Genomic DNA, 22,275 nt, shown 5'->3' on the forward strand with positions numbered 1-22,275 from the left:
CAGGGCCTGCGGGCGATACGGTCCGCGGGCGGATGGGATGTTTGCATGGCGTCGCTTGTCGAAAGAGTCTTGGAGGGGGAGCCGCAAGCTGTCGGACGGGGGGAGAACCGCGTCCGTGACGCGGGCCACGATGATGATGAGGCGAACGAGCTGCGCAAGGCTCTGGTGCAGCACTACACGAGATCGGAGGGTACGCGCAGGGATGCGGGCGTCGGCCATCTGGAGCGCGATTTCGAGGCGGCGCTGCGGCACATGCGGCCACTCTATCGCTCGGCTCCGGATCATCCGGGATATGCGTTCAGATTCGCTTCTCTGCTGACCGAGACCGGGCGGTTTGACGAGGGGATTCCGCTGCTGGAAGAGCTGCGGGAGGCGGGCGGCACATTCGATTTCGCGGTGAATGTCGAGGGCGCGATCACGCGCGCATTCTATCACCGGGGAGAGTTCGAGCGCGCGGCGGAATTGCTGCGACAGACCCTCGCAATGGCGACGCAGCGTTTCGGCGCGGAGCCGAGCGACGAGCAAGCACGGTTGGTCGGGTCGCTGCTCGCGAGATTGTCGCGGATCCATATCAACATGGGCGATTACGCCGGTGCGATCCGGGTTATCGAAACATGTCCTTACGCGATCGATCATCCGTTCATGACGCGGACGCTGCGGCGGGCGCGGGCGCTTCTGAGCGACGGACTGCCGTCGGAAGGCAGGGATGCGCGCCCTGTCGAGCTTGACCACCTCACCGTCGCTTGCGTGAAGCACGGAACGAAATACGGTCCGGACTACGTCAACCGGCTCTACGCGATGGTCCGGCGCCACCTGCCGGGAAACTGGCGCTTTGTCTGTTACACGGACGATCCGCAAGGGCTGCGGCCGGAGGTCGGAATCATCGATATTTCAGGCATCCGGATCCGCGGATGGTGGACGAAACTGGCGCTCTTCGACCCGACGTCGCCGGTGCTCGACCCGACGATCCTCTATCTCGATCTCGATACGGTTGTGGTCGGTGATCTCGGGTTCCTGGAGGGGATGAAGGTGGGGTTCCATATTCTGGAGCATCCCGATTCCCCCTGCTACAACTCCTCCGTCATGCTGTTCGACCGCACCTTTGCGGCACCCGTCTACCAGCGTGTCCGCAAGCGGGATGTCGAGCGTCTGGTCGGCGACCAGGACTGGATCGAGGAATGCCTGCCGGGGCTGGATACATTTCCCTACGGTCTGATCCGGCTCTACCGGGGCCTTCATCCTGATCTCGGCCCGGACGGCCTGGCGGCGACGGACACCCGCATCGTGACCTTTCCGACCAACCCGAAACCGCACCGGATCCCGTCCGGCTGGGTTCCGGCGCACTGGAAGTAGCGGGGCTATTTCAGCGCAAGCGCGTGGCGGATGCCGAGCCAGATCACCGCCAGTCCGGAACTGATGATGCTGGTCAGCACCATCAGGCGCACGCCAATCCCGATTTTTTCGGAAAGATTGCGCTGGTGGCGCAGGTAGGCGAAATCGTGCTGCGCCTGAATCACCCGTTCGGGCGAGGTAACGTCGAGCCCGAGTTCCGTCAGGGTCGCCCGCACCAGCCTGCGGGCGTCATCGTCGCTCATCATCGCATCTTCTCCCTATTCGTCCTTGTCGGCGGTCAGGGCGGCGACAAGGCCCGCGGCCGCGACGCCGAAGCCGGCGATCGCGTCGCGCAGCTCCGGCGCGACGGCTATTCCGAGTGACGCGAGGCAGGCGGTGACGCCGAGCCAGGTGCTGCGCTCGCGCAGCCGGTTCAGAAGCCAGGTCCGGTCGAGATTCATGGTGCGGTCTCCTTCGTTGCCATCGTGACGCAGTCATCCGGGGCGGGGACGAAACCGCTCGCTTTCAGTAACTGTCGGCGAGCCGCGGGCGAGAGCGCGCAGTAGACGTCTCTTGCGGCCTTGATCGCGGCGAGGGCGTTCTGACGGCGCATCTCGATCCGAGACGCGGCCTCCAGGTCCGCACACGAGGACAGCCCTGCCAACAGGACAAGCATTGCCGGCAATGACCGAGCGGACATTTCCATCTCCCTGACTATTGCGGGATCCCCAACGGGGTGTGCGACCTACCAGACGGCGAAACCGCTGGGTGCGCGCCCGCGGGCGATCTCCGGAATCTCCGCGGCCGCTTCGATCGCCGCGTCGTTCGCGGCGAGGGCGCAGAACAGGTAGTAGGTGCCGGCGGGAAGGCCGGTATATTGCGCGCCGGCGCCAGACGCCGGATCCGCAGCACCGTGCCAGGCAATCCCATGTTCCCAGGGCCTGAGTGCGCCGATCCAGAGCTTGCCGCCGTCCAGGTCGAGTGCCAGAGCGATCGCGTCGCCGGACAGAAGCTCGATCGCGGTTCCCGTGGCGTCGACGGAGACGCTCTCCGTCGTCGCGGTGAGCGGCGCCGTCGAGGCCATGGTCTCGGGGCCGATGAAATCCGTCGAGGTCGCGGTGAACAGATCCTGGTCCCCGTCGATATCGAAGCCGCAAAACACCCGCTCGGGCCTGAACCGGAGACTGCGCAGTTCGACATACCATTTGCCGCTGTTCTTGCCCGTGGCAGAGCGCACTCCGCGCCCGATCAGAACCGGGCTGTTATTTGTTATCGCCGCGACCCGGTTGCCGCCGGACAGGTTTGTCGCATTGTCCGACGGATTCCAGCGCACGCCGGTCGCCGCGCCGCCGGCGCTGCCTTCCACGATCCACATGGCTCAGCTCTCTTCCGTTTCCCAGAGGCGCAGTTCGTCGTCCCAGACCTCCGCGGTGACCCGGGTCACGGTCCCGGCCGGCTGACCCGCATAATTCGGCTGCAGGCCGATGCGTTTCACGCCGGCGGCACTTCCGCCGACAGTCCATGACGGCGCGAAGCCGCCGCCGTTGCCCTGGGTGAGGCGCAGTTTGCGGGTGTATTCGAAACCCGTGCCGAGTGCGGCGAAGTCGAAGGTCGGGCTGCCGTCCATGGTGGCGGCAAGTGCGTTCCACCGGTCCGCGGTGATCGATACGGTCTCGGCGCCGAGCGATCCGAGAATCTCGACGCTCATCCGGGTGCCGCGGAGATTGCCGCGCGCCAGCGCATGGCCGCGCAGATCGACGCCCATCGTGCGGATCTCGCCGTTGGCGCGGTCGATCTCGATCGGCCGTCCGGTCCAAGCCCCGCTGTTGTCGAAGGTATGCAGGTAGATCAGGCTTCCGCCGGCCGTGTCCGAGAGCGGAGCGTCGTCGAGGCCGAAATCGAAGAAGGGCTGGTCGTCCCGCGACATCCGGACATAGACATACTGGCCGGGCGGCGCGTTCAGCAGCAGGGAGTGCCCGTCGACCTTCAGCCCGCCGGAGACCGTGCCGCCGCTCAGTTCCAGGAAGGCGGCGAACAGCGGGTAGGTGATCACCCAGTCGTCGCGGCTGTCGGTGCCGCCCGAGAAGCTGGCCGACAGGGTGACGTCGAGTCCGGAGATCGCGGAGATTGCGCCAACCATGAAGTGGCTCGGATCCCCGGCGCTGGAGGCGCGGAGGACCTGTCCCGGTTTCCAGGCCGGCGGTGGCGCCGTCTGCAATGTGAAGGTGGCCGAGCCGGCGGCCGGCACATGAGGCGACGCGGACAGTCCCGCGACGCCTTTCAGCGCCGCGGTCTCCTCGGCGATCGCGCGGACAATAGCCGGAAAGCCGGACTCTTCCTCGGCATAGGCGTTACCGTCGAGATTGGCGTCGGTGAAGGTGCGGTCGCCGATGGTCGCGGACCAACTCATCAGTAAAGCTCCTCTATCACGAATTCCTTGGAATAGCGCTCGAAGACGTCGTTCACGATCGGGGTTGTCTCGGCGATCCGCCCGTAGACGGTCCGCCGGTGCAGGTGCGCGGTGTCTTCCGGATCGACCATCGCGAGGATATCGCCGCCGGTGCCCTTCAGGCGCTCGAGCTCGTAAGCATTGGCGAGCATCTCGTCGATATCGAGATGCTCTATCAGGAAGCGCAGGCGGCGGTATTTCGGCTTGGCCTCGAAATAGGCCTGTCCGCCGCGCGACTTGACGATCCGGCTCTCGTCGACCTGCTCGATGCTCCAGCCGTATTGCAGGTTCACACTCGGGGTCCATGCCGGGGCGAGCAGGACGCGGCCGGCCTGTAGGTAGCCCGCCGCATTGGCGGAGTCGTCGAGCTCGATGCGGGCATAGCGCACCCGGCGCGCGGCCGGCAGGATGGCATAGGACCCGATCCCGTAGGTCTCGGCGGTCTCGCTATCGAGATGGCCGCCCCACTGGAACTCGCCCCAGTGACCGGTGCCGAACGGCACGACCCGGGGCCAGATCGGCACCGTTCCGGTATCCAGTTCGGGAGTGTCCGCATCGCCGTTATGCAGGCGCACGCGCCAGGTGCCGCGCTGGGAAAGATTGTGATTGAGGATACCGGCGAAACTGACGGGCGCCTGTGCGCCGAAATCCGCCTCGAACCAGCAGCTTCCGCTTGCCGCGCCGGCGCTCCGGGCGACACGGCTCGGATGCGGATGTGCGAGGTTTTCCAGCGGCAGGCCGCTGCTCCAGTCGCCGCCCGACAAGGCCGCCGCGTCGAGGTAATTGCGGTAGACGATCAGCATGTTGCTCATGGCCGGGCTATCCCCAGAGGGTGAGTTCCGCTTCATCGAAGGCGCTGTCCTCGGAGAACCCGACCAGCACCAGGTTCCGCCCGCCGGCGAGGCCGTGGCGGGGATAGCTGATCCGGATCGTCGTTCCGAGCGCGAGGCTGTAGGGACGGGTCTTCACACGGATACGGAACAGGTCGCGGGCGGTGCCGAATAGGGCGAGCCGCCGGAGCGACTCGGCGGCCGCATCGCTCCCGGTGGCGATCAGGCTTTCCTGTTGCAGGTCACGGGCGAGTCTGTGGCGGGTCCGGAGCGCGCTGTCGGAGGCCTCGGCATAGCGATAGGGCTCGGCAAGTTGGTTCCGCATGCCGGTATCGAGGCTCGCCGCGCTCTCGCTCTCTGAGATCGTGCGCCAGTAACGGGCGTATCCGAGCCGCAGGCGCCAGAGCGGCAGTGCGGCCGGTTCCCGCTCGAGGCTGAGGATCGCGCTCTCGTCGAAACTCTCTGCAGCCTCCGCTTCGGGATCCGAGAGGCGCCCCGCCGTGAACCGACCGCTGCGATCAAACCCGAAATGTGCCCCCGCCGCCTCCGCGAGATTGTCGAGCACGGCGAGCAGGCTCGTTTCCGCGGCGGAGAAGAAGCCTGTAGCCATCGGTACGGCGACCGTCAGGGCTGCGAAGGCGGTCCAGTCGATGTTGCTCAGCTCCGGCGCCCGCATTGCGATGCGCAGCATCAGGCTGGCCGCATCCTCGACATAGGCGCCGGAGCTCGCATCGCCGCGGACATGGGCGGTGACCGGCCCCTCTGGTGCGCTGCCGAGGCGGAAGGTTCCGGCCGCGAGATCGCTTGAATAATGCGCGGGCGCCGGAGGGTCGGTGCCCGGAGCGAGCGCCACGCCGCTGTCGAAGACCGCGTCGATCGCTTCGACCGGTCCGTCATGCACCTGATAGGTGAGGGTCGATGCCTCTATAAGAACTGCCGGCACATGCAGGCAGCGGCCGTAGCAGAGCGGTTTCACCCGGCCCGCGAGCGCGGCATCGCCTTCCGCCCCGCCGCTGCCGCGGTAGAGACTCTCCTGCAGCGGCCGCTCGAACAGCACCTGCAGATCGCGCAGATGCACCCGCACCCGGTCGTCGTCGAACTCGATGCGCTCGGCGGTTCCTTCGAACACGGTGCGATAGTCCGCGAACCGAAAACCGTTGCCGCCGAGCATCAGACGGACCCGGCGCCCGTCAAAGGCAAAGTTCCGCCAATGGTCGAGGCCGCCGTCCGCATTGTTGGCGTCCAGGGTTCCGAATCCGGGAACCGACCGGCCCCCGAGTTCGCCGCTGCGGTAGAGATGCCGCTCGAAGCTCAGAGCGGAGAGCAGCCGCGCGTCGAAATAGCGGTTGCCGGGGCTGTCGTCGGGTTCGGTGGCGAAACCGTGATCGCTCAGATAGATCGGAACCGTAGCTCCGGCCGTCGGATCGTATGGTTCGATGATCGCCAGATAGCGCCGGACCGCGAACGGGTCGGCGGTCAGCTTCTCGAAGACATCCATTCAATCCCTCCTCAGGCCGTTCGCCGAGACAGGCTGCGGCCGAGCAGGCGGGCCAGCCGTTCGTTGTCCTCGCGCAGGGCCGCGACCTCGCTGTTGAGACGCTTCATCTCCCGCACCAGCTCGCGGCTGTCGGCTTGCTGGCGCTGTGGGACCTCAGGGGTTTCGCGCTCCGGCATGTCGTTCGCCGGAAGCGACAGGGTGACGGGGATGGTCCGTCCGTCGGGCAGCGGTACATAGGCTTCCGGCAGGCTGCCTTCCCCGAAGATCGCGACCGACGGCTCGAGGGCGATGCCGCCGCTCGCCGGTCCGCCCGCGGTCATGATGCCGCCCCCGGCGAACCCCATGGCCGAGACCACGGCATCGACGGCGGCGTTCTCCCGGCGCAGGCGCGCGAGCTGGCCTTCGCCGAAGCCGCTCGGCAGCGGCAGTCCGGCCGCGTCGAGCGCGGTCAGGATCGCGACGGCGATCTCCGGGCGGTAGCCGAGATCGTAACCGGCGGCGACCGGTCCTCCGCGGTCTGAGAAATACTGCCCGCCGCCGTTCTCGCGCCAGGCCAGCGCTCCGCCGGCGCCGTCGGCCGGGGCGAGCCGGTCGCGGATCTGGGTCAGCACGTCGAGCTGCCGCTCGGCTGTGGAGATCTGCGTCTCTGTGCCGGCGAGGGCGGCCTCGAGCGTATTGTCGACCTCCTGGAAGATCTCCGCGTAGGCCGCGCCGGACGCATGCACCTCCCGCGCGACGCCGAGATAGTCGCGGGCACTCGCCGCGAGTTCCTCGCGGGCATCGAGATCGCCTTCCGCCGAGGCGGCGGCGAGGGTGGTGAAGGCGGTCTGTGCCCGCGCCAGACGCTCCAGCGGAGAATGCGGCGAGAGGCTGCCGTCGATGGCGAGACCGTCGCGAGCCGCGCGCAGGTCTTCGGCCAATCGCGCGAAATTGGCGACCGTGCCTTCCTGCGCCGAGATCTGTCGCTCGAGCCCGGCGGTCGCAGCCTCGATGTTCTCGGCGAAGGTCTCGAAAAGGGCACCGCTTCCATCGAGCGCGAAGCCGAGTTCGTCCAGTTTGCGCGAGAGGTTTTCCGCAATCCGGCCGAGCACGGTCCGGTCGTGGCCGAGCCCGAGCTGCTCGGCCTGCCGGAGCAGGCTGTCGCGTTCCTCCAGCGCCTGCCGGGCAGCGGCACGACCGGGCGACAGGCCGTCTTCGAGGGACCGGGCGAATTGCCCGCTTATCTCGGCGGCGAGCCGTTCGTTGGCGGTATCGATCGCCGCCGTCAGATCGATTGTTCCGAGGCCGAGCGCCGCGAATTCGGCATTCAGGCTTTCGAGGCTCGGAACCAGGGCCGCGATCTGCGCGCGCTGCTGCTCGTAGCGCAGGGCGAAGCCTTCGAGCGCCGGCTGGGGGCCGGTTAGAGAGACGGCGTCCAGCAGGTCCGCGACCATGCCGCGGATGGCGCTTCCGGCCCGGGTGAGGCGTGTGATGTCCGCCGCGTGCTGTCCGTCGCCGGAGCCGAAAAGAAGCTTCGCGTCTTCGAGGAAGAGCCGGATCGGCTCAAACGCCGCCGCCGCCGCGGTGCGCCCGTCCTCGCCAAGGGCGGAAAGCTGTGTCTCGAGCGACCGGTTGTAGGCATCGAGGCTCTCGGCGCCGTCCCTGTAGAGCGCGACGGTGTCTTCGAAGCTGGCAAGGAAATCGATGCGCCGGAGCGAGCTTTCGAGATCCTCGAACGGGGCGGCGAGCAGCCGCGTGAGGCCGTCGGAGAAGGTCTTCCGGGCCCGTGTGTCGGCATCCGGATCGTCCGAGAAACCGGTCAGGGCGTTGTCGCGCAGGGCCTTCGCGAGCGACAGCTCGACGGCCCGTGCGATCAATTCTTCCCCGTCCTCGAGACCGCTCAGATCGGCGCCGCTGGCGAAATCGCCGCTGCTCTCGAGGCCGGCGACGAAATAGCCGGCGGGCAGCGCGGATTTCCGGCCGCTGGCATAGCCGATCTGAAGAAAATTGGCGGAGCTGCCCGAGAAGGCGGCGCCGATGCGGCCGGTCATGGTCTCCAGGGTCTCGATCACCCGGTCCTGCAGATCCAGAATCTGGTCGAGCGGGCCGCCGTCCAGTTCGAGGGAGCTTTCCCGCGTCGTCCGGCCGTTCTCGATGCCGATGACCGCCTTGGCGAACGGATAATCCTCGTCCTTGAACAGTGCTCCGAGGCCTGCCACGGCGGCGGAGGCGATCGCGCCGATGGGCAGGAAACTGCCCGCGCCGCCGAGGAGTCCCGTCAGGCTGCCGCCGATCCCCGCGCCGCCGGGCCCGGCGGTGACGCCGGTCGGCAGGAAGCTGGACAGGAGCGACGTCTCGATGCCGAAGATGCCCGATCCTCCTCCGCCGCCGGCAGAGGGAAACAGGCGGCCGGCGATGGAGGCGATCTGCCCGGCGCCCTTGCCGGCAATCCCGTCCCAGTCGAGGCGGGAGAACGCCCGGGTCAGACCGAGTGCCATTTCTTGCCAGAGCCCGGAAAAGGCATCGGTTCCGCTGCCGGCGATGTCGGCGAAGGCGGCGTCGAAATCACCGACGATATCGTCGGACAGCCGCTCCCAGGCCAGTCCGCTCCGCCGCGCCGCGCGTTCCTGACCGTGCGCGAGGGTTTCGGTCGCCTCGGCCTGGCCCCGGAGCGCTTCGGTGATGCGCCGCTCCTGACCGATCCGCTCCGCACCAGCCGCGAGAGCGTCGGTCCGGAGCCGCTCGTAGGCGGTTTCGTGCAGCACCGGATTGGAGAATACATCTCCCCCCTGAGGACCGGGAATCCGGTCAAGGCCCGCGGCCGCCGCGCCGAACCGCTCGACCAAGCCGCCCGCGCTCGCGGCGAGGGTGTCGAACGCGGATTCCGCCCGATGCAGGACCTCCGGCAGCAGGTCGACCGCCTCCATCAGCGCGTAGACGCTGGGGGCGGCGCTTTCCGAGGGAAGCTGGCGGATCGGCATGACGGTTCAGTCCTTCCTGGGTGATGCGGAGCGGCGCGTGGCGCGGGCCGCGAGATAGGCCTCGTCCATAGCGCGGAGCAAAGCGACGAAACGTTCCGGCTCCCCCGCGCCGAACACCGCGCAATAGGCGGCGATCTCGGTCATCGGGATCGCCGCTTCCGCCGCGCCGAATGGCGTGGCGATCAGCGGCCGGCCGCGGGCGAGGAGGGCGAAGGCGCGGGCGATTTCCTCGAGATCGGGAAAGAGGTCCGGCTTCGCGGAGAGTGCGGGCGGAGCCGTGCCGTCCCGCTCCGCGAGCGCGGTCAGGAACTCTTCGCTCTCGCCCCAGGCGACGTGCCAGCGGACGAAGGCGGCAAGTTTTTTTCCGCCTCCTCCTGTTCCTGCTGGCGATAGAGCTCGATGTCGCTCGCCATCTCCACGATCAGGTCGCGGAAATCGCGCAGCGCCGGGTCGAGCAGCAGATCGCGGGCGCTGTCCGGCGAATAGGCGAGCGCCTTGCCGTCGAGTTCGAGATCGCGCCAGTCGAGCAGCACCGTCTCGGCCAGCACCTCGGCGGTGATGCGCTCGGCCGTCGCTTCCTCCAGCGTTCCGGCCCGGAGCGCCCGTCGGTAGGGTTTCATCCGCCGCTGCATCGCTTCGCGGTAGCGCCGGTTGCCGATGCGGGCAAGCTTGAGCGAGGCGCCGCCGCCCGCATCGGTGCCGTCGAGTGCGACCCAGACCCCGTCATCCTCGGCGCTGCGATCGGATTTGAACCTGCAAAGATCCATGTGCGTCTCCCTGTTCTGAAGTGGCCGGAAATCAGGCGGCGAGGCGGTCGATCTGGAGGGTTGCGCCGCTCGCGGGATCGCGCACCGCCTGGAACTGGAAATCCGCCATCACGTCCTGATCCGGGCCGCCGGCTGCGATCGTTCCGCGCGTCAGCCGCACCCTCGGCAGGGAGAAGACATAGGCGTTGCCGTCCGCGTCGGTGACCCGGAAGGAGAGGCTGGTGGCGGTGCCGTTCAGGTATTTCCCGTAGAGCGCGCCGTCGGCGAAGTAGAAGCTGGCGCGGCCCGTCACCTGGCAGCGTCCGCTGCCGATATCGACATTGCCCAGCGCGCCGACAGCGCCGATCCCGCGCAGCCCGTTGGCGAGCGAGATCGAGAGCGATTGCAGGAAGAGGCCCGAGAGTGGGGCGCCGCCCTCCATCACCTGGCCGATATTGTTGACCGCGTTCAGCACCGGATTGTTCGGTGCCGGAATGGCGGGGCCGGTACCGGCGGTCGCGCCGGCGATGGTGGCCTTCGCGCCCATGAAGCCGAAGCTGCCGGTCAGCACCCGCCCGGTCTGGATCTGCAGGTCCATGGCATCGGCCACCATGCCTGTGAAGGCGATGTACTGGCCGATATCGGTGAAGGCCTTCTCCAGGGTGAGCGAGGTTTCCGAAATGCCGTTGCGGATCATCGAGCCGCCGATCGTCACGGAAAGCCCCGCCGCTCCCTCGTCGCTTGCCGGTGCGGGCGCGACGGAAAGGCTGTTCGCGGCAATGCCGGTCACCCGGTAGAGGCCGTTGTTCTCGCCGCCATTCGCCGCGAACCCGCCGACCTTGACCCACTGGCCGGTCTGGATCCCGGCGGTGGTGAAGTCGGTGCTTGTGCCGGTGAAGGAAGAGGAGGCGTTGCTGGCCGCGATGTCGTCCGAGACGGAGATCGCGACCGGCGTGCTCCATGTCGAGAACAGGGCGCTTTCGATCAGCGTGTCGCAGGCGCCGTAGGAGAGCTCCAGATTGACCGATCCGGCGGCGCTGGCGCCGGTCTGGATCAGGTCCGGGACCTGGCGGTCGGCGCGGACTTCGGACGAGCTGGTCGTCGCGATCGTGTATCCGAGGCTCTCGCCTGTGAAGCGCAGCCGGGTAAGGGCCGCCGCCGGGGTGGTGCCCCAGAGCGGTTCCTTCACATAGGCGAGTTCCGTGCGGCTCGAATCCGCCATCGATGGTCTCCTTTGGGCAGATGTGGATCTTCTGGGGGTGGGTCAGACGAGTTCGTCACGCCAGAACGGAATCGCGACACGCGTCCGGTAGGCGCCGTCGATCTCCTCGTCCTCGGCGAGTTCCGGCGGCAGCAGCACGTGGCCGGCGATCGGGGCGCCGTCGAACAGGGACGCCGCCATGTCGGCGAGCCGCGTCGCGGCCTGCGCCCCGCCGCCGGTCGGCGCGAAGCAATAGATCAGGATCCGCCCCCGGTAGCGGCGCAGCAGCGGGCGGCCGAGCGCGGCCTGTTCCGCCTGTTCGTTCAGGATCAGAAGCTTCACCCAGCGCCCGTCCTCGGGCGGCGTGAAGACCACGTTTTCGAAGGCGATCGGCGTCTCCGACCAGTTGGCCGCGAAGAAGCTCTCGACCGCGCGCCGGGCGCCGGTGAAGGACATGGGACAGGTTCCGTTCGATTTCTTGAGATCAGCGGCGCACGAGCAGCCGGAAGAGCAGCGGCGCGGCGCCGGCGGAAACGGTGGTGACGTCGATGACGTCGTGCCAGCGCCCGTCGATGCGCAGCCGGTCGCCCGGCGCCGGGCGTGCCGCTCCGAGGCCGGCGCCCGACAGCGTGACGAGCAGGTCGCCGCTCTGCACCAGGCCGCCGACAAAGGCGGCGTCGATGCTCTCGACGATGCCGGGCGCCTCAAGCTCCGACGGCGATCCCGAGACCGTTCCGGTATCCGGGTCGTAGGTTGCCGCCCCGGTCTTGCCGAGCCGCATCGGCGCGCCGTAGCGGGCGATCAGCCGCGCGGCGGTGCCGGAAAGCGTGGAGCCGGTGGGGGTCATGCGCGTTTCACCTCGTGACGGGCGGCCGGCCGCAGAAGCGGTTTCAGCAGCAGGTCGATCAGCGGATATGTCCGGCCGGGCGCCGCCCCTGGCTGGTACTCGACCTCGACCGGTCCGACCTTCTCGCGGGACACCTTGCCGCCGCGCTCGCGCGGCGGGAGCAGGTCGCCGGCAAGCGCGATCAGTGCGAGCTCGGCGGTGGCGTGCTCGACCCGGCGCGGGATGCCGGAGAGGGGGCGGCCCTCGCGGTCGACGGCTCCCTGGCGGGGCCAGGAAAGGGCCTGTCCCGGATCGGCGATCCGGCCGCGAAAGCTGTAGCTCCCGTCGATATAGGCGGTGGCCTGCAGCAGGGCGGCCTCCCGCGCGACGCCCGGCGCGCCGGACCAGCCCGCGTGGTTGCGGGCAGCGAAATAGGCGTCCGCGTCGCCGAGCGAGAGATAGCTGTCTTCGCCGACAGTGAGGCTCATCTCCGCCTCCCGCGCCGCTGCCGGCGGTTCAGCCGCTTTGCCGGCGCCGGCGCCGGCGCGGGATCGGGGACCGGCTCGGCTGCGGCGCGGCAGGGCGCCGGCCGGAGTTCGGGATCGTCGTCGGCCAGCAGCCAGTTGCGGAACCGGCCGTCCTTGCCGTGGATGTAGTCCGCCCGGTTCGCCAGAATGCGTTGCTCGCCGTAGCGATGCTGCAGGGTCACGGTCGGCAGCAGGTCGGGTTCGGGCTCGGGCATGGCGCGGCCTCATCGGTAGATCGGATGCGGAAAATGCGGCCCGGGTCTCCCGGAGAAGGGCGCGAGAGACCCGGGCCAGGCGGACGGGGAAGGCGCTATCCGGCGATGCGGACCGCGAGTTCCGGGCGCACCAGCTTGACGCCCCAGAGCACGTCGAATTCCCACACCGTCTGCTTGTACTGGCGCGAGATTTCGAGCCGGAGCGAGATCCCGGTCTCGGCATCGGTCATCGAGAGGATCTGGTTGCCGAGCGAGAGGTCCTGGGTGCCGGCGCTGAGCGGGCGCATGGCGAGCGCGAAGGCGTCGCGGTGGAAGGCCATGTTGACCACGTGGCTCGCGGTCACGGTGACCGCCGCATCGGCGGCGACATCGGTCCTCAGCGCCGGGCGGAGCGTGACCGCGACGCCGATCGTGTCGAGCGTGGCGCCGGCGGCGACCGCATAGGTCTGACCGTGGCCGGCGAAGCTCACGATATCGCCCGTCTTCAGTTCCGGGCTGCCGGCGTCGGATTTCAGTGTCACGGCGGTTGCCCCGGCGCTCGCCGCCGCGGCGCTGATCGTGTAGCTGCCGCTGTCGCTTGCGCTGCCGGCGGCATGGGTCAGCACCCCGTCGTCGGCGAACCAGTCGATGCCGAACTTGCGGCCGATCTCGCCCTCGATCTTCACCGAAGCCGAACCGACCTTCTCCGCGTCGGAGAAGGGGGCAAGAGCGAGCGCGTTGGCCTCGGCGTCGTAATCGAGCACGGCCCGCCGGTCGCCGCGCGGGGCGAGCTGCTTGTTGAGCAGCTTGCGGGCGGAGGTGGCGTCGGTGACATCGGCGGCGAAGGGCGTCGTGCCCGGCGTGCCGACCAGGCCGTAGATGCCCTTGTATTCGGCATGCACGGAAGCATTCACGGCATTGGCCAGGGCCCGGATCGCCTCGCTCATCTGCATCGGCACGAAACTCTCGTTGCGGTCGATCTCCATCACCTCGCGGTCGGTCATGAAGAAGCCCGCCTTCTTCCAGTTGGAAAGCGGGATCTGCACCTTCGAGATCGTGGTGTCGCCCGGTTGCGGGGCGGCGGCCGACGGGGTGACGTCGGTCGCGGCGATGGCGCTCGGCAGCGGCACGTCGACGGTGTCGCCCTTGCGCGCCGCGTCGTTCGAGTAGTCCGCGTTCACAAGGCGCGGCAGGATCGCCTGCTCGCGCAAAGCCAGAAGGCCGCGGGCCAGGATCTTCGGCATGATTTCGGTCATGGCATTCGCCATCTGGAAAGCTCCTCGAATTGCGTGATGGGAAGGGGAAACCGTGCCGCCCGGCCCGCGCGCAGCACCAAACGCCGCCGGCCGTCCCGGCCGCCGGTTGGATCAGTCTGAATTGTCCCGAGAAAGCAGCGTTAGCGGGAAACCCGCACCCGACCGCTGGCGATCGCCGCGATATTTCGGTCGAGCGCGTTCTGGTCCGAGAGCGCGATCACCGTCTCGGGCATGCCGGCCTGGCCGAGACTCGGGGCACCGCTGCCGCCCTTGGCGGGCATCTCGAAGGCGCGGCCGAAGGTCTTGCTCGACTGCAGGGACTGCACGAAGGCGCGCGGGGTGACGGGCGTGCCGTCCTCGGCGCCGCGCACCGGCTCGCCATCGTCGCCGCGCACGACAACCGTGTAGCCGGCTTCGCCCTCGCGCAACATCAGACGGGGCATGACCACGGGCAGCAGCAGCTCGGCGATCCCGTGCTCGGCATGGATCGCGGCGCGCGCCTCGGCGGCGATCAGCGCCGCCTCCAGCCGGTCACGGGCCTCGTCCGGGGCGCCGTCGCCGCGACTTTCCAGCTCGGCCTTCAGTTCCTTGCGCGCGGCGCGTTCCTTCTCGAGCGCGGATTTGAGGCCGCTCACATCCTCGATGCCCTCGGCATCGAGGCGAAAACCGCCTTCCCCGGTCTCGACATAGAAGGCGCGTGCCGCCTCCGGGACGGCATCGAGGGATTCGGTCACGGCGGGCAGGGGCATGATCGGCTCCAGCTGGTGAAAGGGGGCTGAAACGAAAAACGCCCCGCTGGGCGCGGCGTCTCGAATTCCGGTGAAGATGATCGACGGTCAGTCGAACATGGCGTCGATTTCGTCCTGCGAGATGGCCTCGCCTTCCTGCATCGGGCCGCTGAGGGTGAGATCCTCGTCCTTGCGGGTGATGTCTTCCGGCAGCGGCATGGTCTGGAACTCGCGGATGTCCCAGGTCTCCATCATCGCGTCGACGCGTTCCTCGATATAGTTGAGAACCTTGATCACCTTGGTGATGCGCTGGCCGGTGAGGTCCTGGAAGTTGCAGGACTCGTAGATCGCCGTGACGAAGTCCGCGATCTCGCCGAGCCGGGAATTGGCATATTCGTCCTGGGTGACCGACATCAGGTCGGCGATCACCTCCTCGATCTTCTCGGCATTCGACATGATGCCTTCGGTCGCGCCTTCGGTCTGGCGCACGATTTCGCTCAGCTCCGCCGAAGCGGCCTCGAACTTGTCGTCGTTGGCAAGCGGGTGGCGCAGGGCCGCGATCTCGACCTTGGTCGCCTGGATGCGGCCGGCAATGTCGGCGATCTCGGTGCGGATCTCCTCGATCTTACGATCCTGGACAGCGGTCACATCGCCGGTGTTCGCCGGGGCCGGATGTCCGTCGATCTTTCGCTCGAGATTCCGGATCGCCTCCATGACTTCCGAAAGATCGACCTCGGCCGTGGCGACAACGGCCTCCGCAGCCGAGCCGCCTTTGGCCATGGTGTTGGCCGTGCGCCGGGTCTCGATGCTGTAGGGCGTTTTCATATACCTGGGCAAAGCGTCTCTCCTTTGACTCGCCCTAGTCCTACGCGATCAAAGTTATCAATCCGTAAAGAGCCGGTCGCGCCCGAATCCCGCGCCTGCAATTCGCGCGACGGGGAAAGTCAGACCGTCTCCGCCGCTTGCAGGTCCGCCGTATCCTTCTGGTGCAGTGCGACCCGCCCGGCCTCCTCTCTCGGGATGTCGAGCCAGTCCGCCATATAGCCGAAAGCGGCCGTCAGGCCGTCTTCCACGGCACGGATCAGGGAGAGCAGGGCGGTACTGTTCTCGGCGGCATCGATGGCGCGGGCCGTCGCTGTCGTTGCGCCGGTGCCGCTGCGCCGCGTCATCAGGTCGAGCCCCATGACCGCCATGCGATCCTCCAGGTCGATCAGATCCTGCCGCCCGGCGGCGATTGCCGCGCCGCTATGTTCGACGAAACGCAGGTCGGCGCCGTCCCCGTCCCCGGTCACGATCCTGTTCGGCCCGAGTTCGAGCCCGTCTTCCGGCAGGGTGAGGTTGCGGCCGAACAGGATCGGGACCCGCGCGACATGCAGGATATGGCGCTGGTCGCTCGCCGATTGCCAGTGGGCGAGGTTGAGCCAGGCGAGATCCATCAGCGGCGGGCGGGCGGTCATGAAGCCGGTGCGGCTGGCATAGATGGTGACCAGAGGAATGCGGCCGAGGCTGCTGTCGCCGGTCTCCGCCCGGCGCCAGGCGCCGTCCCCGTCCTCGCCGGCGCGGCGCCAGATTTCGTAGCGTCCGGGGAAGAGAACCCTGATCTGCTGCCGGGTCCGGTCCTCCCAGGCGCCGGAGCGCCGGTTCACGGTCTCGCGCATGCGGATTCTGGACAGCGCGCTGCCGATTCCGTTCTCCTGCCCGCGCCAGCCGATGAGGTCGGGCGCGGGGACATGGACGAGGTAGGGCCTGGCCGCCTCCCGAGCTCCGTCTCCGAGGCGCGGATGATCGACCAGAATATGGGTCAGCCCGTCGGTCAGCGCGGCCTGCAGCACGTCGCGGGCAAACACCGTCAGGTTGCGTCCGCCGAGATCGACGTCGCCGGACAGAGCGGTCATCGCCGGTGCCGGATTGCCTTCGAGGCCTGCCGGCCGGTGGAACGGCTTGCCGACCAGGGTCTGCAGGGTGCGCTGCAGCCCGTTGAAGAGCACGCTGCGGCCGAGCCGGATGGCATAGGCCTCGCGGCTTTCGCCGGGCTCCCGCGGCAGCCATTTCTCGCCGCGCAGGCGCATCATCCGGGTTCCGCCGAGCAGGTCGTGGATCAGTTCCCAGTCGGCGGCCATCTCGCGATAGGCGGCATTCGGGGTCGCGACATCGGCACTCATCATCTCTCCTTCCGCGTGTCGGGAGCGGGACGGGCCCGGGCCTCAGCCGTCATGGCGGAGCCAGAGCTCGTGCCGGCCGGCGATCTCGAATTGCTCCGGCACGAATTCGGCGAAACGGCAGGCCTCCGCCGACACCAGGGTCAGGAGCGACGGGGGAACGAGCGCGCCGGAGATCTCGGAGGAGGTCAGCCGGCCGTCCCGAGTCACCCATTTGAGGCCGTGCGTGTGGACCTTTACGCGATACGGAAGCGCCGGCTGCAGGCGGGTCCCCGGCGGTACCGGAAAACGGATGACGAAGCGGTGACGGTCGAACACCCGCTCGGCCAGAACAGCCAGGCTCCGGCCGAGCGCGGTGTCGCCGGCGAAACCGAGGGTCCGCAGCCTCGCGGTCATCGTGCGGAGCACCCTGGTTCCGCCGCGTGGCGGAATGTAGAGCGTGGCGGTGCCGGTCACCGCGCGCAGGCCGGCCATGGCCGGCGGCGCGGCTTCGCGCAGACACTGGAAGGTGACGGAGGCGGGATCGATCATGGCGCGGATATCGCCGCGCGATTCCTCCAGGAGATCGAAGTCTTCCTGAAACCGGCTGATGACGTCGGCCAGTTCGTCGCAGGCGCGGCCGTCGACCTGTCCCGTCCAGTATGGACGGTTGCCCGGATCGTCGATCTGGCCGAGCAGGGCCTGCACCAGGGCGATATCGTGCGGCTGTCCGATTCCGGGCCCGACGGGCGCGTCGAGGCATGCGATCACACTCATCTCTCATCCCCTCTCATTCGTCCCGGATTCTTGTCCGCGCGTGCCGCTCAGACCAGAAACTGCTCCGTGCGGGTCCTGTTTCGGTTCAGAAGAAGTTCGCTCAGCGCCCAGACGAGCGCGTCCAGTCGGTCCGGCGACGCGCCGCTCTCCCGCGCGCCGGTGAAGCCGCACATCTGGTCCTCGAGCGCGTCGAAGCGGCCGAGATGCCACACCCGCCCCTGTTCGTAGAGCGCGGCGACGGGTTCCGCCCGCATCTGCTTGCCGCGGCTTGCCCGCACCAGGCGGAGCGGGGCCGTCGGATCGATGCTGCGCAGCACCTGCTCGACCATGTCGCCGCCCTGGTTGATCTCGGCCACGATTCGGTCGGCACGGTGACGGCGAAACGCGTCGAGGGCGACGGCCGCCCAGTCGGCCGGTGCGCGACGCCCCGACAGATCTTCCAGCACATAGCCGGTCTCGCCGGCGCGCGCCGCGACCACGATCCCGGTTTCGTTCGACGCCGCGTGGTGACTTGCGGCGGGGTCGATGGCGACCACGATGCGCGCGAAGTCGGGCGCCTCGGCCGGCGCCATCCGGGCCCGTTCGATCCGCTCGCGCCGCCAGAGGGCGCCCGGGATGTCGGCGAGGAACTCGCCGTCAAGCTCCTGGCGCCCGAGCCGGGTGCCGCCGTAGGTCTGTTCCATCGCGGCCAGAAATCCGGGCGCGAGATTGAAGCGGTTCTCCGTGCTGCGGCCCCGGGTCAGAAGCGTGTCCGCAGCCTCCATGATACGCTTCAGCCACGCCTTCGGGCGCGGCGTCGTGGTGGCGACGCATTGCGGCGCCGGGCCGAGGCGCAGCGCCATCATCAGATTGTCCCAGGCCTCGGGTCGCGGCCAGGCCGCGATCTCGTCCGCCCATGCGGCATCGAACTGGTGGCCGCGGACCTGGTCCGGGTCGTCCGCGGAGAGCAGGGTCGCGATGCTACCCGATGGCCAGGTCAGTCTGCGTTTCGAGGGCTCGTAATGCGGTCGCCCCCAGGGCGGGGCGATGGCGAGCAGGCCGCTCTCGCCCTCGATCATGACGTCGCGGACGTCGCCTGCGGTGGCGCCGATCACGGCGATGCGGCGGCGTGCGCCCGACTCCGCGCCGCTCCGGACCCATTCGGCGCCGGTTCGGGTCTTGCCGAAGCCGCGTCCGGCAAGGATCAGCCAGACGCGCCAGGGCGGGGCGGGCGGGAGCTGCTTCTCGCGCGCCCAGAACGGCCAGTCGTAGAGCAGGATGGCGGCTTCCGCGTCGGAGATCTCATTCAGGATCCGGGTCCGTTCCAGCGCCGTCAGACTGCCGAGCGACGGCCTCGAGACGGGCGGCGAGCTGCTGTTTCGCCCCTTCGATCCTGCGTTCGAGATCGTCGGTCCCGGCATTGCGCCCCTCCCTGAAGGTCTCGGGCCTGTGGGCCCTGAGCAGGAACATCAGGAGCGAGTCAGAGTACTTGCGGACCGTTCCGCAGATCTTGCCCTGGTGAAACCGGGGCTGCTCGATCCCGTCGACCGCCCGGTTCCGGGCTTCCGCCTCGAGCAGGTCGACGGCGGTATCGAGGGCGTCGTCCCAGGCCGCGGCGAATTCGGTCTCCTGCCGGCGTATCTGGTAGGCGTGGCTGCGCGCGATCCGCGCCTTTCGGGCTGCTTCGCTGACATTGCCGGTTTCCGAGAGGGCCTTCAGGAAGGCCCGCTTCTTGCGGGACCGGAGCGCCGAGTCGGCCATGTTCCTCACCCATGAAAAAAGGCGCTCCCGGGGGTGGTCCCGCAGAGCGCCGACTGTAGGATAGTATTTAGCCGATTTCATAAAGTTTGTAAAGCGGTTTTTTCCGATAATTGGTCGCATTAAAGTATGCCGATCCGATTCGCGGGAAAGTTTTCTGCGCGATAACATTGCTTTACGGCAATCGGCGATTGGAAAAAACCGATCATTTGGGCGTGTTGAACCCGGTGTTTGCGTCTCTGCTCCGCAGCCGGTCGCCAATGGCCGCCAGGCCCTGGTCCTCGATCCGGCGCAGGGTGACATGGCTGCGTCCGTCGATATCCTCCAGTTTGCGCCAGGGCACGCCGCAGGCCCGCGCCCAGACGATCTTGCGCTGTTCCGGGTTGCAGGCGAACATCCAGTGAAGACTCTCGTCGAGCCGGTCGATCGCTGCCGGGCTTGGTGCGGCCCGCCGAGTCCGCCCGGGCGCGAACTCGTGGATCATGCTGTTCCGGACGACGTCGGGCCAGCCCGTGAGCCGCGGTTTCGCGTGGGCGCGGGGCAGTCGGCGCAGCGTGTCCGCCGCTTCTTTCAGGCATTCCTTGATCCATTTTGGATCCGGCACGTTCTGTCTGACGGTCATAGGCTTCCTCCAGTAGGATCCCGTGCGGGCGCCTCTGGCGCAGGCGTCAAGATGGTTGCATGGTCAATCGGTTCTGCGCCAATTGCGATTTCACGCCGCAGGATCGGATTTTACCGGTTAAAAATATCCAGATCACTGACGCGTAGGTTGTTGTAGGCCAACTTCATTTTGTTCGCAATAGGAAAAAAACTCTTGAAGTTCCGATTGGGTGGGCCTAGGCTCCGGCCATGAAGCTCGACATCCAGCGCAAGCGCATCCTCGAACTGGTCGCGCACCGCGACCCGCCGACGGACCTCAAGAAAGCCTCGCTGGCCTGCGGCAAGAACCACGCCTACCTGCATCAGTTCATCAATCGCGGCACGCCGCGCAAACTGCCGGAAGACGTGCGCTATGCGCTTGCCCGCCATCTCGGCGTGGACGAATCCGTGCTGCGGACGGACCGGGACGCGCTCCCGGCGCCGCCGCGCGCCGGGCGCGCGGCGGCCTTGCCGGCGGCGGACCCGCGGGGCGGCGCCGGCGTGATCGCCGTACCGGAAGTCCGGATCGCCGCCTCGGCCGGCGGCGGGGCCCATCTCGAGCAGGAGCCGGGCGGAACCGACTGGTATTTCGATTCCGGCTGGCTGCGCTACGAGCTGCGCGCGGCGCCGCGCGATCTCCGGATCATCTCGATCGACGGCGACTCCATGGAGCCGGTGCTGCATTCCGGCGACAAGGTCATGCTCGATCTCAGCCGGACCGCCCCCTCGCCGCCCGGGATCTTCGTGCTGCATGACGGGATCGGCCTGGTCGCGAAACAGCTCGAACTCATTCCCAACAGCGAGCCGCCGCGCCTGCTGATCCGCTCCGAGAGTTCGCGCTACCAGAATTACGAGCGGACCCTCGAGGAGGTGAATATCGTCGGCCGCGTGATCTGGTTCGCCCGCCGCCTCTAGCGGAGCCCGGCATGCTTACTATATTTTAACGGGGCACCGGCATGATGTGCCGGACACCGGAGACCCGCCGTGAGCACAGAACCGAAAACCATCTGCGGTCCGTTCCGCTATGTGCTGCTGGCCGTCGGCGTGGTCTGCACGGCGATCGGCATTGCCGGGATCATCCTGCCCGGACTGCCGGGAACGCTCTTTCTGCTGATCGCGCTCTGGGCGTTTTCCCGCTCCTCCGAGCGCTTCCATCTCTGGCTCTACAATCATCCGCGGTTCGGGCAGGGCCTGCGCGAATGGCACGAATACGGAGTCATCCCGCCGCGCGCCAAGATCGCCGCCGTGACGATGATCGCGGTCACGCTCGGCCTTCTCTGGGGCGTCGTGCTCGAGGACTGGCGGCTGGCGGCGGCGACCAGCGCCGTGCTGACGCTGGTCGCGATCTGGATCGTTACCCGCCCGGGCACGGTCAAGCTGGAAGATCCCGCCTGACGGCGCCCTCCGGGCTGCGGCCTGCCTAGTTCTTCTTCATGCCATGGCCGGCGCCATGGTTCATCTTCATGCCCGTGCCGGCGCCGGCGCCGACGGACTCGACGGTGATCTCGACGGTCACTTCGCCGGCCTTCTCGAAGACCAGCGTGACCGGGAAGCTCTCGCCCTCGACCAGCGGCGCCTTCAGGCCGATCATCATGACGTGATAGCTGCCCGGTTCGAGCATGACGTGACCGTTCGCCGGTACCTCGATCGGGCCACTCGGGCGCATCTTCATGATGCCGTTCTCGTGGATATGGGTGTGCAGCTCGACCCGCTCGGCGACATCGCCCTTGGCATCCATCAGGCGGTCGGGCGCGCCGCCCATATTCACCAGCTTCATGAAGGCGGCGCCGTTCTTGGCCCGGCCCGGGGTCGCGCGCGCCCAGGGATGGTCGATCATGATGTCGCCGGTCTTGAACTCGTGGGCGCAGACGGGCGAGAGACCGCCGAACAGCGGCAGGGTGAGAAGGACGAGCGCGGCGAAGCGCGCGATGTTTTTCACGGAGAGATTCATGGCTCTGGCTTTCAATTCTGATGCGCGGCGGGGCCGCGCGGAGATCGGGTTCGGATGAATTGAAACGTCAGAGCGGCGGCGCGCGCGGGAATTCCGACGACGCGATCCGCCGTGTCGGGGCCGATCGCGGAGGTTCGGTGGATGGGGTCCGATGATTGCGGAGCGTGTCCGCTGACCGGTCCGCCTCGGGCAGACAGGCGAAAGAGCTGCCGCAAAGCCGGCAATGGTCGCAGGGTTGCGCGCCGCCGTCGGTTCCGCCGGCAGCACCGTCCGAGGCGTCGAGGCAAAGCGCAGCGAGGTCGGCCGCAAGGCTCCCCGCAACGGGATTGTCGAGGCTGGCCGCGGTGCCGAGCGAGAAGCCGAACTGCAGGACGAAGGCGAAAAGCCCGATCCATGCCGCGAGGAACCGCCGCCGGCGACGGGCCGGCGCGGGCGCGCACCTCAGGTCGGCTGTTGTCAGATCGGCTCGTGCCATGTCATCACCAT

Annotated in this window: 27 protein-coding genes; 3 read left to right on the forward strand and 24 right to left on the reverse strand. The window is 68.0% G+C overall.

Annotated features, from left to right (window positions below):
- The first annotated feature begins 45 nt into the window (after positions 1-45).
- A complete protein-coding gene (locus ACOOE1_RS16545; protein ID WP_420403304.1) occupies positions 46-1,353 on the forward strand; it encodes a tetratricopeptide repeat protein in 1,308 nt (435 codons plus the stop codon).
- A gap of 5 nt (positions 1,354-1,358) precedes the next feature.
- On the opposite strand, the gene ACOOE1_RS16550 is transcribed toward ACOOE1_RS16545, so the two are convergent.
- The 22 genes from ACOOE1_RS16550 to ACOOE1_RS16655 all read right to left on the reverse strand — a co-directional run bounded on the left by ACOOE1_RS16550 (position 1,359) and on the right by ACOOE1_RS16655 (position 19,821).
- A complete protein-coding gene (locus ACOOE1_RS16550) occupies positions 1,359-1,595 on the reverse strand; it encodes a hypothetical protein (RefSeq protein WP_420403305.1) in 237 nt (78 codons plus the stop codon).
- Positions 1,596-1,610: 15 nt separating this feature from the next.
- Complete coding sequence (locus ACOOE1_RS16555) at positions 1,611-1,793, reverse strand: hypothetical protein (RefSeq protein ID WP_420403306.1); 183 nt, start codon at positions 1,791-1,793, stop codon at positions 1,611-1,613.
- 284 nt (positions 1,794-2,077) lie between these two features.
- On the reverse strand, positions 2,078-2,707 hold the full coding sequence (locus ACOOE1_RS16560) for a hypothetical protein (RefSeq protein ID WP_420403307.1): 630 nt from the start codon (positions 2,705-2,707) through the stop codon (positions 2,078-2,080).
- A gap of 3 nt (positions 2,708-2,710) precedes the next feature.
- Positions 2,711-3,742: a hypothetical protein gene (locus tag ACOOE1_RS16565; RefSeq protein ID WP_420403308.1), complete on the reverse strand. Its 1,032-nt coding sequence runs from the start codon at positions 3,740-3,742 to the stop codon at positions 2,711-2,713.
- Positions 3,742-4,593 carry a hypothetical protein gene (locus tag ACOOE1_RS16570; RefSeq protein ID WP_420403309.1) on the reverse strand — a complete coding sequence of 284 codons (852 nt, stop codon included), beginning with the start codon at positions 4,591-4,593 and terminating at the stop codon, positions 3,742-3,744. The genes ACOOE1_RS16565 and ACOOE1_RS16570 overlap by 1 nt, the downstream gene beginning before the upstream one ends.
- Before the next feature lie 7 nt (positions 4,594-4,600).
- Positions 4,601-6,109 carry a hypothetical protein gene (locus tag ACOOE1_RS16575; RefSeq protein WP_420403310.1) on the reverse strand — a complete coding sequence of 503 codons (1,509 nt, stop codon included), beginning with the start codon at positions 6,107-6,109 and terminating at the stop codon, positions 4,601-4,603.
- 11 nt (positions 6,110-6,120) lie between these two features.
- Positions 6,121-9,069, reverse strand: coding sequence for a hypothetical protein (locus ACOOE1_RS16580; protein WP_420403311.1), 2,949 nt, complete (start codon positions 9,067-9,069; stop codon positions 6,121-6,123).
- Positions 9,070-9,075: 6 nt separating this feature from the next.
- Positions 9,076-9,375: a phage tail assembly chaperone gene (locus tag ACOOE1_RS16585; protein WP_420406446.1), complete on the reverse strand. Its 300-nt coding sequence runs from the start codon at positions 9,373-9,375 to the stop codon at positions 9,076-9,078.
- Positions 9,372-9,836, reverse strand: a complete 465-nt coding sequence (locus tag ACOOE1_RS16590; protein ID WP_420403312.1) for a hypothetical protein — start codon at positions 9,834-9,836, stop codon at positions 9,372-9,374. The genes ACOOE1_RS16585 and ACOOE1_RS16590 overlap by 4 nt, the downstream gene beginning before the upstream one ends.
- Positions 9,837-9,867: 31 nt before the next feature.
- Entirely contained in the window at positions 9,868-11,037 is a 1,170-nt protein-coding gene (locus tag ACOOE1_RS16595; protein ID WP_420403313.1) for a phage tail tube protein, read from the reverse strand.
- Positions 11,038-11,079: 42 nt separating this feature from the next.
- Positions 11,080-11,472 (reverse strand): phage tail terminator-like protein, encoded by a 393-nt coding sequence (locus ACOOE1_RS16600; RefSeq protein ID WP_420403314.1) that lies wholly within the window; start codon positions 11,470-11,472, stop codon positions 11,080-11,082.
- 28 nt (positions 11,473-11,500) lie between these two features.
- A complete protein-coding gene (locus tag ACOOE1_RS16605; protein WP_420403315.1) occupies positions 11,501-11,863 on the reverse strand; it encodes a hypothetical protein in 363 nt (120 codons plus the stop codon).
- Positions 11,860-12,330, reverse strand: coding sequence for a DnaT-like ssDNA-binding protein (locus tag ACOOE1_RS16610; RefSeq protein WP_420403316.1), 471 nt, complete (start codon positions 12,328-12,330; stop codon positions 11,860-11,862). Before ACOOE1_RS16610 ends, ACOOE1_RS16605 begins: the two co-directional genes overlap by 4 nt.
- On the reverse strand, positions 12,327-12,584 hold the full coding sequence (locus ACOOE1_RS16615) for a hypothetical protein (protein WP_420403317.1): 258 nt from the start codon (positions 12,582-12,584) through the stop codon (positions 12,327-12,329). The genes ACOOE1_RS16610 and ACOOE1_RS16615 overlap by 4 nt, the downstream gene beginning before the upstream one ends.
- 95 nt (positions 12,585-12,679) lie before the next feature.
- Positions 12,680-13,831, reverse strand: a complete 1,152-nt coding sequence (locus ACOOE1_RS16620; protein ID WP_420403318.1) for a P22 phage major capsid protein family protein — start codon at positions 13,829-13,831, stop codon at positions 12,680-12,682.
- A gap of 128 nt (positions 13,832-13,959) precedes the next feature.
- The gene (locus ACOOE1_RS16625) at positions 13,960-14,568 is read right to left on the reverse strand and encodes a hypothetical protein (RefSeq protein ID WP_420403319.1); all 609 of its coding nucleotides are present in this window, start codon (positions 14,566-14,568) and stop codon (positions 13,960-13,962) included.
- 87 nt (positions 14,569-14,655) lie between these two features.
- Positions 14,656-15,384 (reverse strand): hypothetical protein, encoded by a 729-nt coding sequence (locus ACOOE1_RS16630; RefSeq protein ID WP_420403320.1) that lies wholly within the window; start codon positions 15,382-15,384, stop codon positions 14,656-14,658.
- A 107-nt stretch (positions 15,385-15,491) separates the two neighbouring features.
- Positions 15,492-16,709 (reverse strand): DUF4055 domain-containing protein, encoded by a 1,218-nt coding sequence (locus ACOOE1_RS16635; RefSeq protein ID WP_420403321.1) that lies wholly within the window; start codon positions 16,707-16,709, stop codon positions 15,492-15,494.
- Between the two features lie 42 nt (positions 16,710-16,751).
- Positions 16,752-17,462, reverse strand: coding sequence for a hypothetical protein (locus ACOOE1_RS16640; RefSeq protein ID WP_420403322.1), 711 nt, complete (start codon positions 17,460-17,462; stop codon positions 16,752-16,754).
- Between the two features lie 47 nt (positions 17,463-17,509).
- Positions 17,510-18,862 carry a DNA-packaging protein gene (locus ACOOE1_RS16645; RefSeq protein WP_420403323.1) on the reverse strand — a complete coding sequence of 451 codons (1,353 nt, stop codon included), beginning with the start codon at positions 18,860-18,862 and terminating at the stop codon, positions 17,510-17,512.
- Positions 18,744-19,202: a hypothetical protein gene (locus tag ACOOE1_RS16650; protein WP_420403324.1), complete on the reverse strand. Its 459-nt coding sequence runs from the start codon at positions 19,200-19,202 to the stop codon at positions 18,744-18,746. The genes ACOOE1_RS16645 and ACOOE1_RS16650 overlap by 119 nt, the downstream gene beginning before the upstream one ends.
- 202 nt (positions 19,203-19,404) lie before the next feature.
- Entirely contained in the window at positions 19,405-19,821 is a 417-nt protein-coding gene (locus ACOOE1_RS16655; protein ID WP_420403325.1) for a DUF6362 family protein, read from the reverse strand.
- 227 nt (positions 19,822-20,048) lie between these two features.
- Here ACOOE1_RS16655 and ACOOE1_RS16660 point away from each other — a divergent pair, with 227 nt between their 5' ends.
- A complete protein-coding gene (locus ACOOE1_RS16660) occupies positions 20,049-20,753 on the forward strand; it encodes a S24 family peptidase (protein WP_420403326.1) in 705 nt (234 codons plus the stop codon).
- 69 nt (positions 20,754-20,822) lie between these two features.
- The gene (locus ACOOE1_RS16665; protein WP_420403327.1) at positions 20,823-21,233 is read left to right on the forward strand and encodes a YbaN family protein; all 411 of its coding nucleotides are present in this window, start codon (positions 20,823-20,825) and stop codon (positions 21,231-21,233) included.
- A 25-nt stretch (positions 21,234-21,258) separates the two neighbouring features.
- Here the strand turns inward: ACOOE1_RS16665 and ACOOE1_RS16670 are convergent, their stop codons facing one another.
- Together ACOOE1_RS16670 and ACOOE1_RS16675 are read right to left on the reverse strand one after the other, a co-directional pair.
- Positions 21,259-21,777, reverse strand: coding sequence for a copper chaperone PCu(A)C (locus ACOOE1_RS16670; RefSeq protein ID WP_420403328.1), 519 nt, complete (start codon positions 21,775-21,777; stop codon positions 21,259-21,261).
- A 79-nt stretch (positions 21,778-21,856) separates the two neighbouring features.
- Positions 21,857-22,264, reverse strand: coding sequence for a hypothetical protein (locus ACOOE1_RS16675; protein WP_420403329.1), 408 nt, complete (start codon positions 22,262-22,264; stop codon positions 21,857-21,859).
- Positions 22,265-22,275 lie beyond the last annotated feature (11 nt).

The organism is Nisaea sp. (genome assembly GCF_965216895.1).
Lineage (GTDB): Bacteria > Pseudomonadota > Alphaproteobacteria > Thalassobaculales > Thalassobaculaceae > Nisaea.

Bases quoted from the DNA above. Each gene is read 5' to 3' on its own strand.
- ACOOE1_RS16545 (WP_420403304.1), top strand. From the start codon at position 46: ATGGCGTCGCTTGTCGAAAGAGTCTTGGAGGGGGAGCCGCAAGCTGTC.
- ACOOE1_RS16550 (WP_420403305.1), bottom strand. From the start codon at position 1,595: ATGAGCGACGATGACGCCCGCAGGCTGGTGCGGGCGACCCTGACGGAA.
- ACOOE1_RS16555 (WP_420403306.1), bottom strand. From the start codon at position 1,793: ATGAATCTCGACCGGACCTGGCTTCTGAACCGGCTGCGCGAGCGCAGC.
- ACOOE1_RS16560 (WP_420403307.1), bottom strand. From the start codon at position 2,707: ATGTGGATCGTGGAAGGCAGCGCCGGCGGCGCGGCGACCGGCGTGCGC.
- ACOOE1_RS16565 (WP_420403308.1), bottom strand. From the start codon at position 3,742: ATGAGTTGGTCCGCGACCATCGGCGACCGCACCTTCACCGACGCCAAT.
- ACOOE1_RS16570 (WP_420403309.1), bottom strand. From the start codon at position 4,593: ATGAGCAACATGCTGATCGTCTACCGCAATTACCTCGACGCGGCGGCC.
- ACOOE1_RS16575 (WP_420403310.1), bottom strand. From the start codon at position 6,109: ATGGATGTCTTCGAGAAGCTGACCGCCGACCCGTTCGCGGTCCGGCGC.
- ACOOE1_RS16580 (WP_420403311.1), bottom strand. From the start codon at position 9,069: ATGCCGATCCGCCAGCTTCCCTCGGAAAGCGCCGCCCCCAGCGTCTAC.
- ACOOE1_RS16590 (WP_420403312.1), bottom strand. From the start codon at position 9,836: ATGGATCTTTGCAGGTTCAAATCCGATCGCAGCGCCGAGGATGACGGG.
- ACOOE1_RS16595 (WP_420403313.1), bottom strand. From the start codon at position 11,037: ATGGCGGATTCGAGCCGCACGGAACTCGCCTATGTGAAGGAACCGCTC.
- ACOOE1_RS16600 (WP_420403314.1), bottom strand. From the start codon at position 11,472: ATGTCCTTCACCGGCGCCCGGCGCGCGGTCGAGAGCTTCTTCGCGGCC.
- ACOOE1_RS16605 (WP_420403315.1), bottom strand. From the start codon at position 11,863: ATGACCCCCACCGGCTCCACGCTTTCCGGCACCGCCGCGCGGCTGATC.
- ACOOE1_RS16610 (WP_420403316.1), bottom strand. From the start codon at position 12,330: ATGAGCCTCACTGTCGGCGAAGACAGCTATCTCTCGCTCGGCGACGCG.
- ACOOE1_RS16615 (WP_420403317.1), bottom strand. From the start codon at position 12,584: ATGCCCGAGCCCGAACCCGACCTGCTGCCGACCGTGACCCTGCAGCAT.
- ACOOE1_RS16620 (WP_420403318.1), bottom strand. From the start codon at position 13,831: ATGGCGAATGCCATGACCGAAATCATGCCGAAGATCCTGGCCCGCGGC.
- ACOOE1_RS16625 (WP_420403319.1), bottom strand. From the start codon at position 14,568: ATGCCCCTGCCCGCCGTGACCGAATCCCTCGATGCCGTCCCGGAGGCG.
- ACOOE1_RS16635 (WP_420403321.1), bottom strand. From the start codon at position 16,709: ATGAGTGCCGATGTCGCGACCCCGAATGCCGCCTATCGCGAGATGGCC.
- ACOOE1_RS16640 (WP_420403322.1), bottom strand. From the start codon at position 17,462: ATGAGTGTGATCGCATGCCTCGACGCGCCCGTCGGGCCCGGAATCGGA.
- ACOOE1_RS16645 (WP_420403323.1), bottom strand. From the start codon at position 18,862: ATGCCGGGACCGACGATCTCGAACGCAGGATCGAAGGGGCGAAACAGC.
- ACOOE1_RS16650 (WP_420403324.1), bottom strand. From the start codon at position 19,202: ATGGCCGACTCGGCGCTCCGGTCCCGCAAGAAGCGGGCCTTCCTGAAG.
- ACOOE1_RS16655 (WP_420403325.1), bottom strand. From the start codon at position 19,821: ATGACCGTCAGACAGAACGTGCCGGATCCAAAATGGATCAAGGAATGC.
- ACOOE1_RS16660 (WP_420403326.1), top strand. From the start codon at position 20,049: ATGAAGCTCGACATCCAGCGCAAGCGCATCCTCGAACTGGTCGCGCAC.
- ACOOE1_RS16675 (WP_420403329.1), bottom strand. From the start codon at position 22,264: ATGGCACGAGCCGATCTGACAACAGCCGACCTGAGGTGCGCGCCCGCG.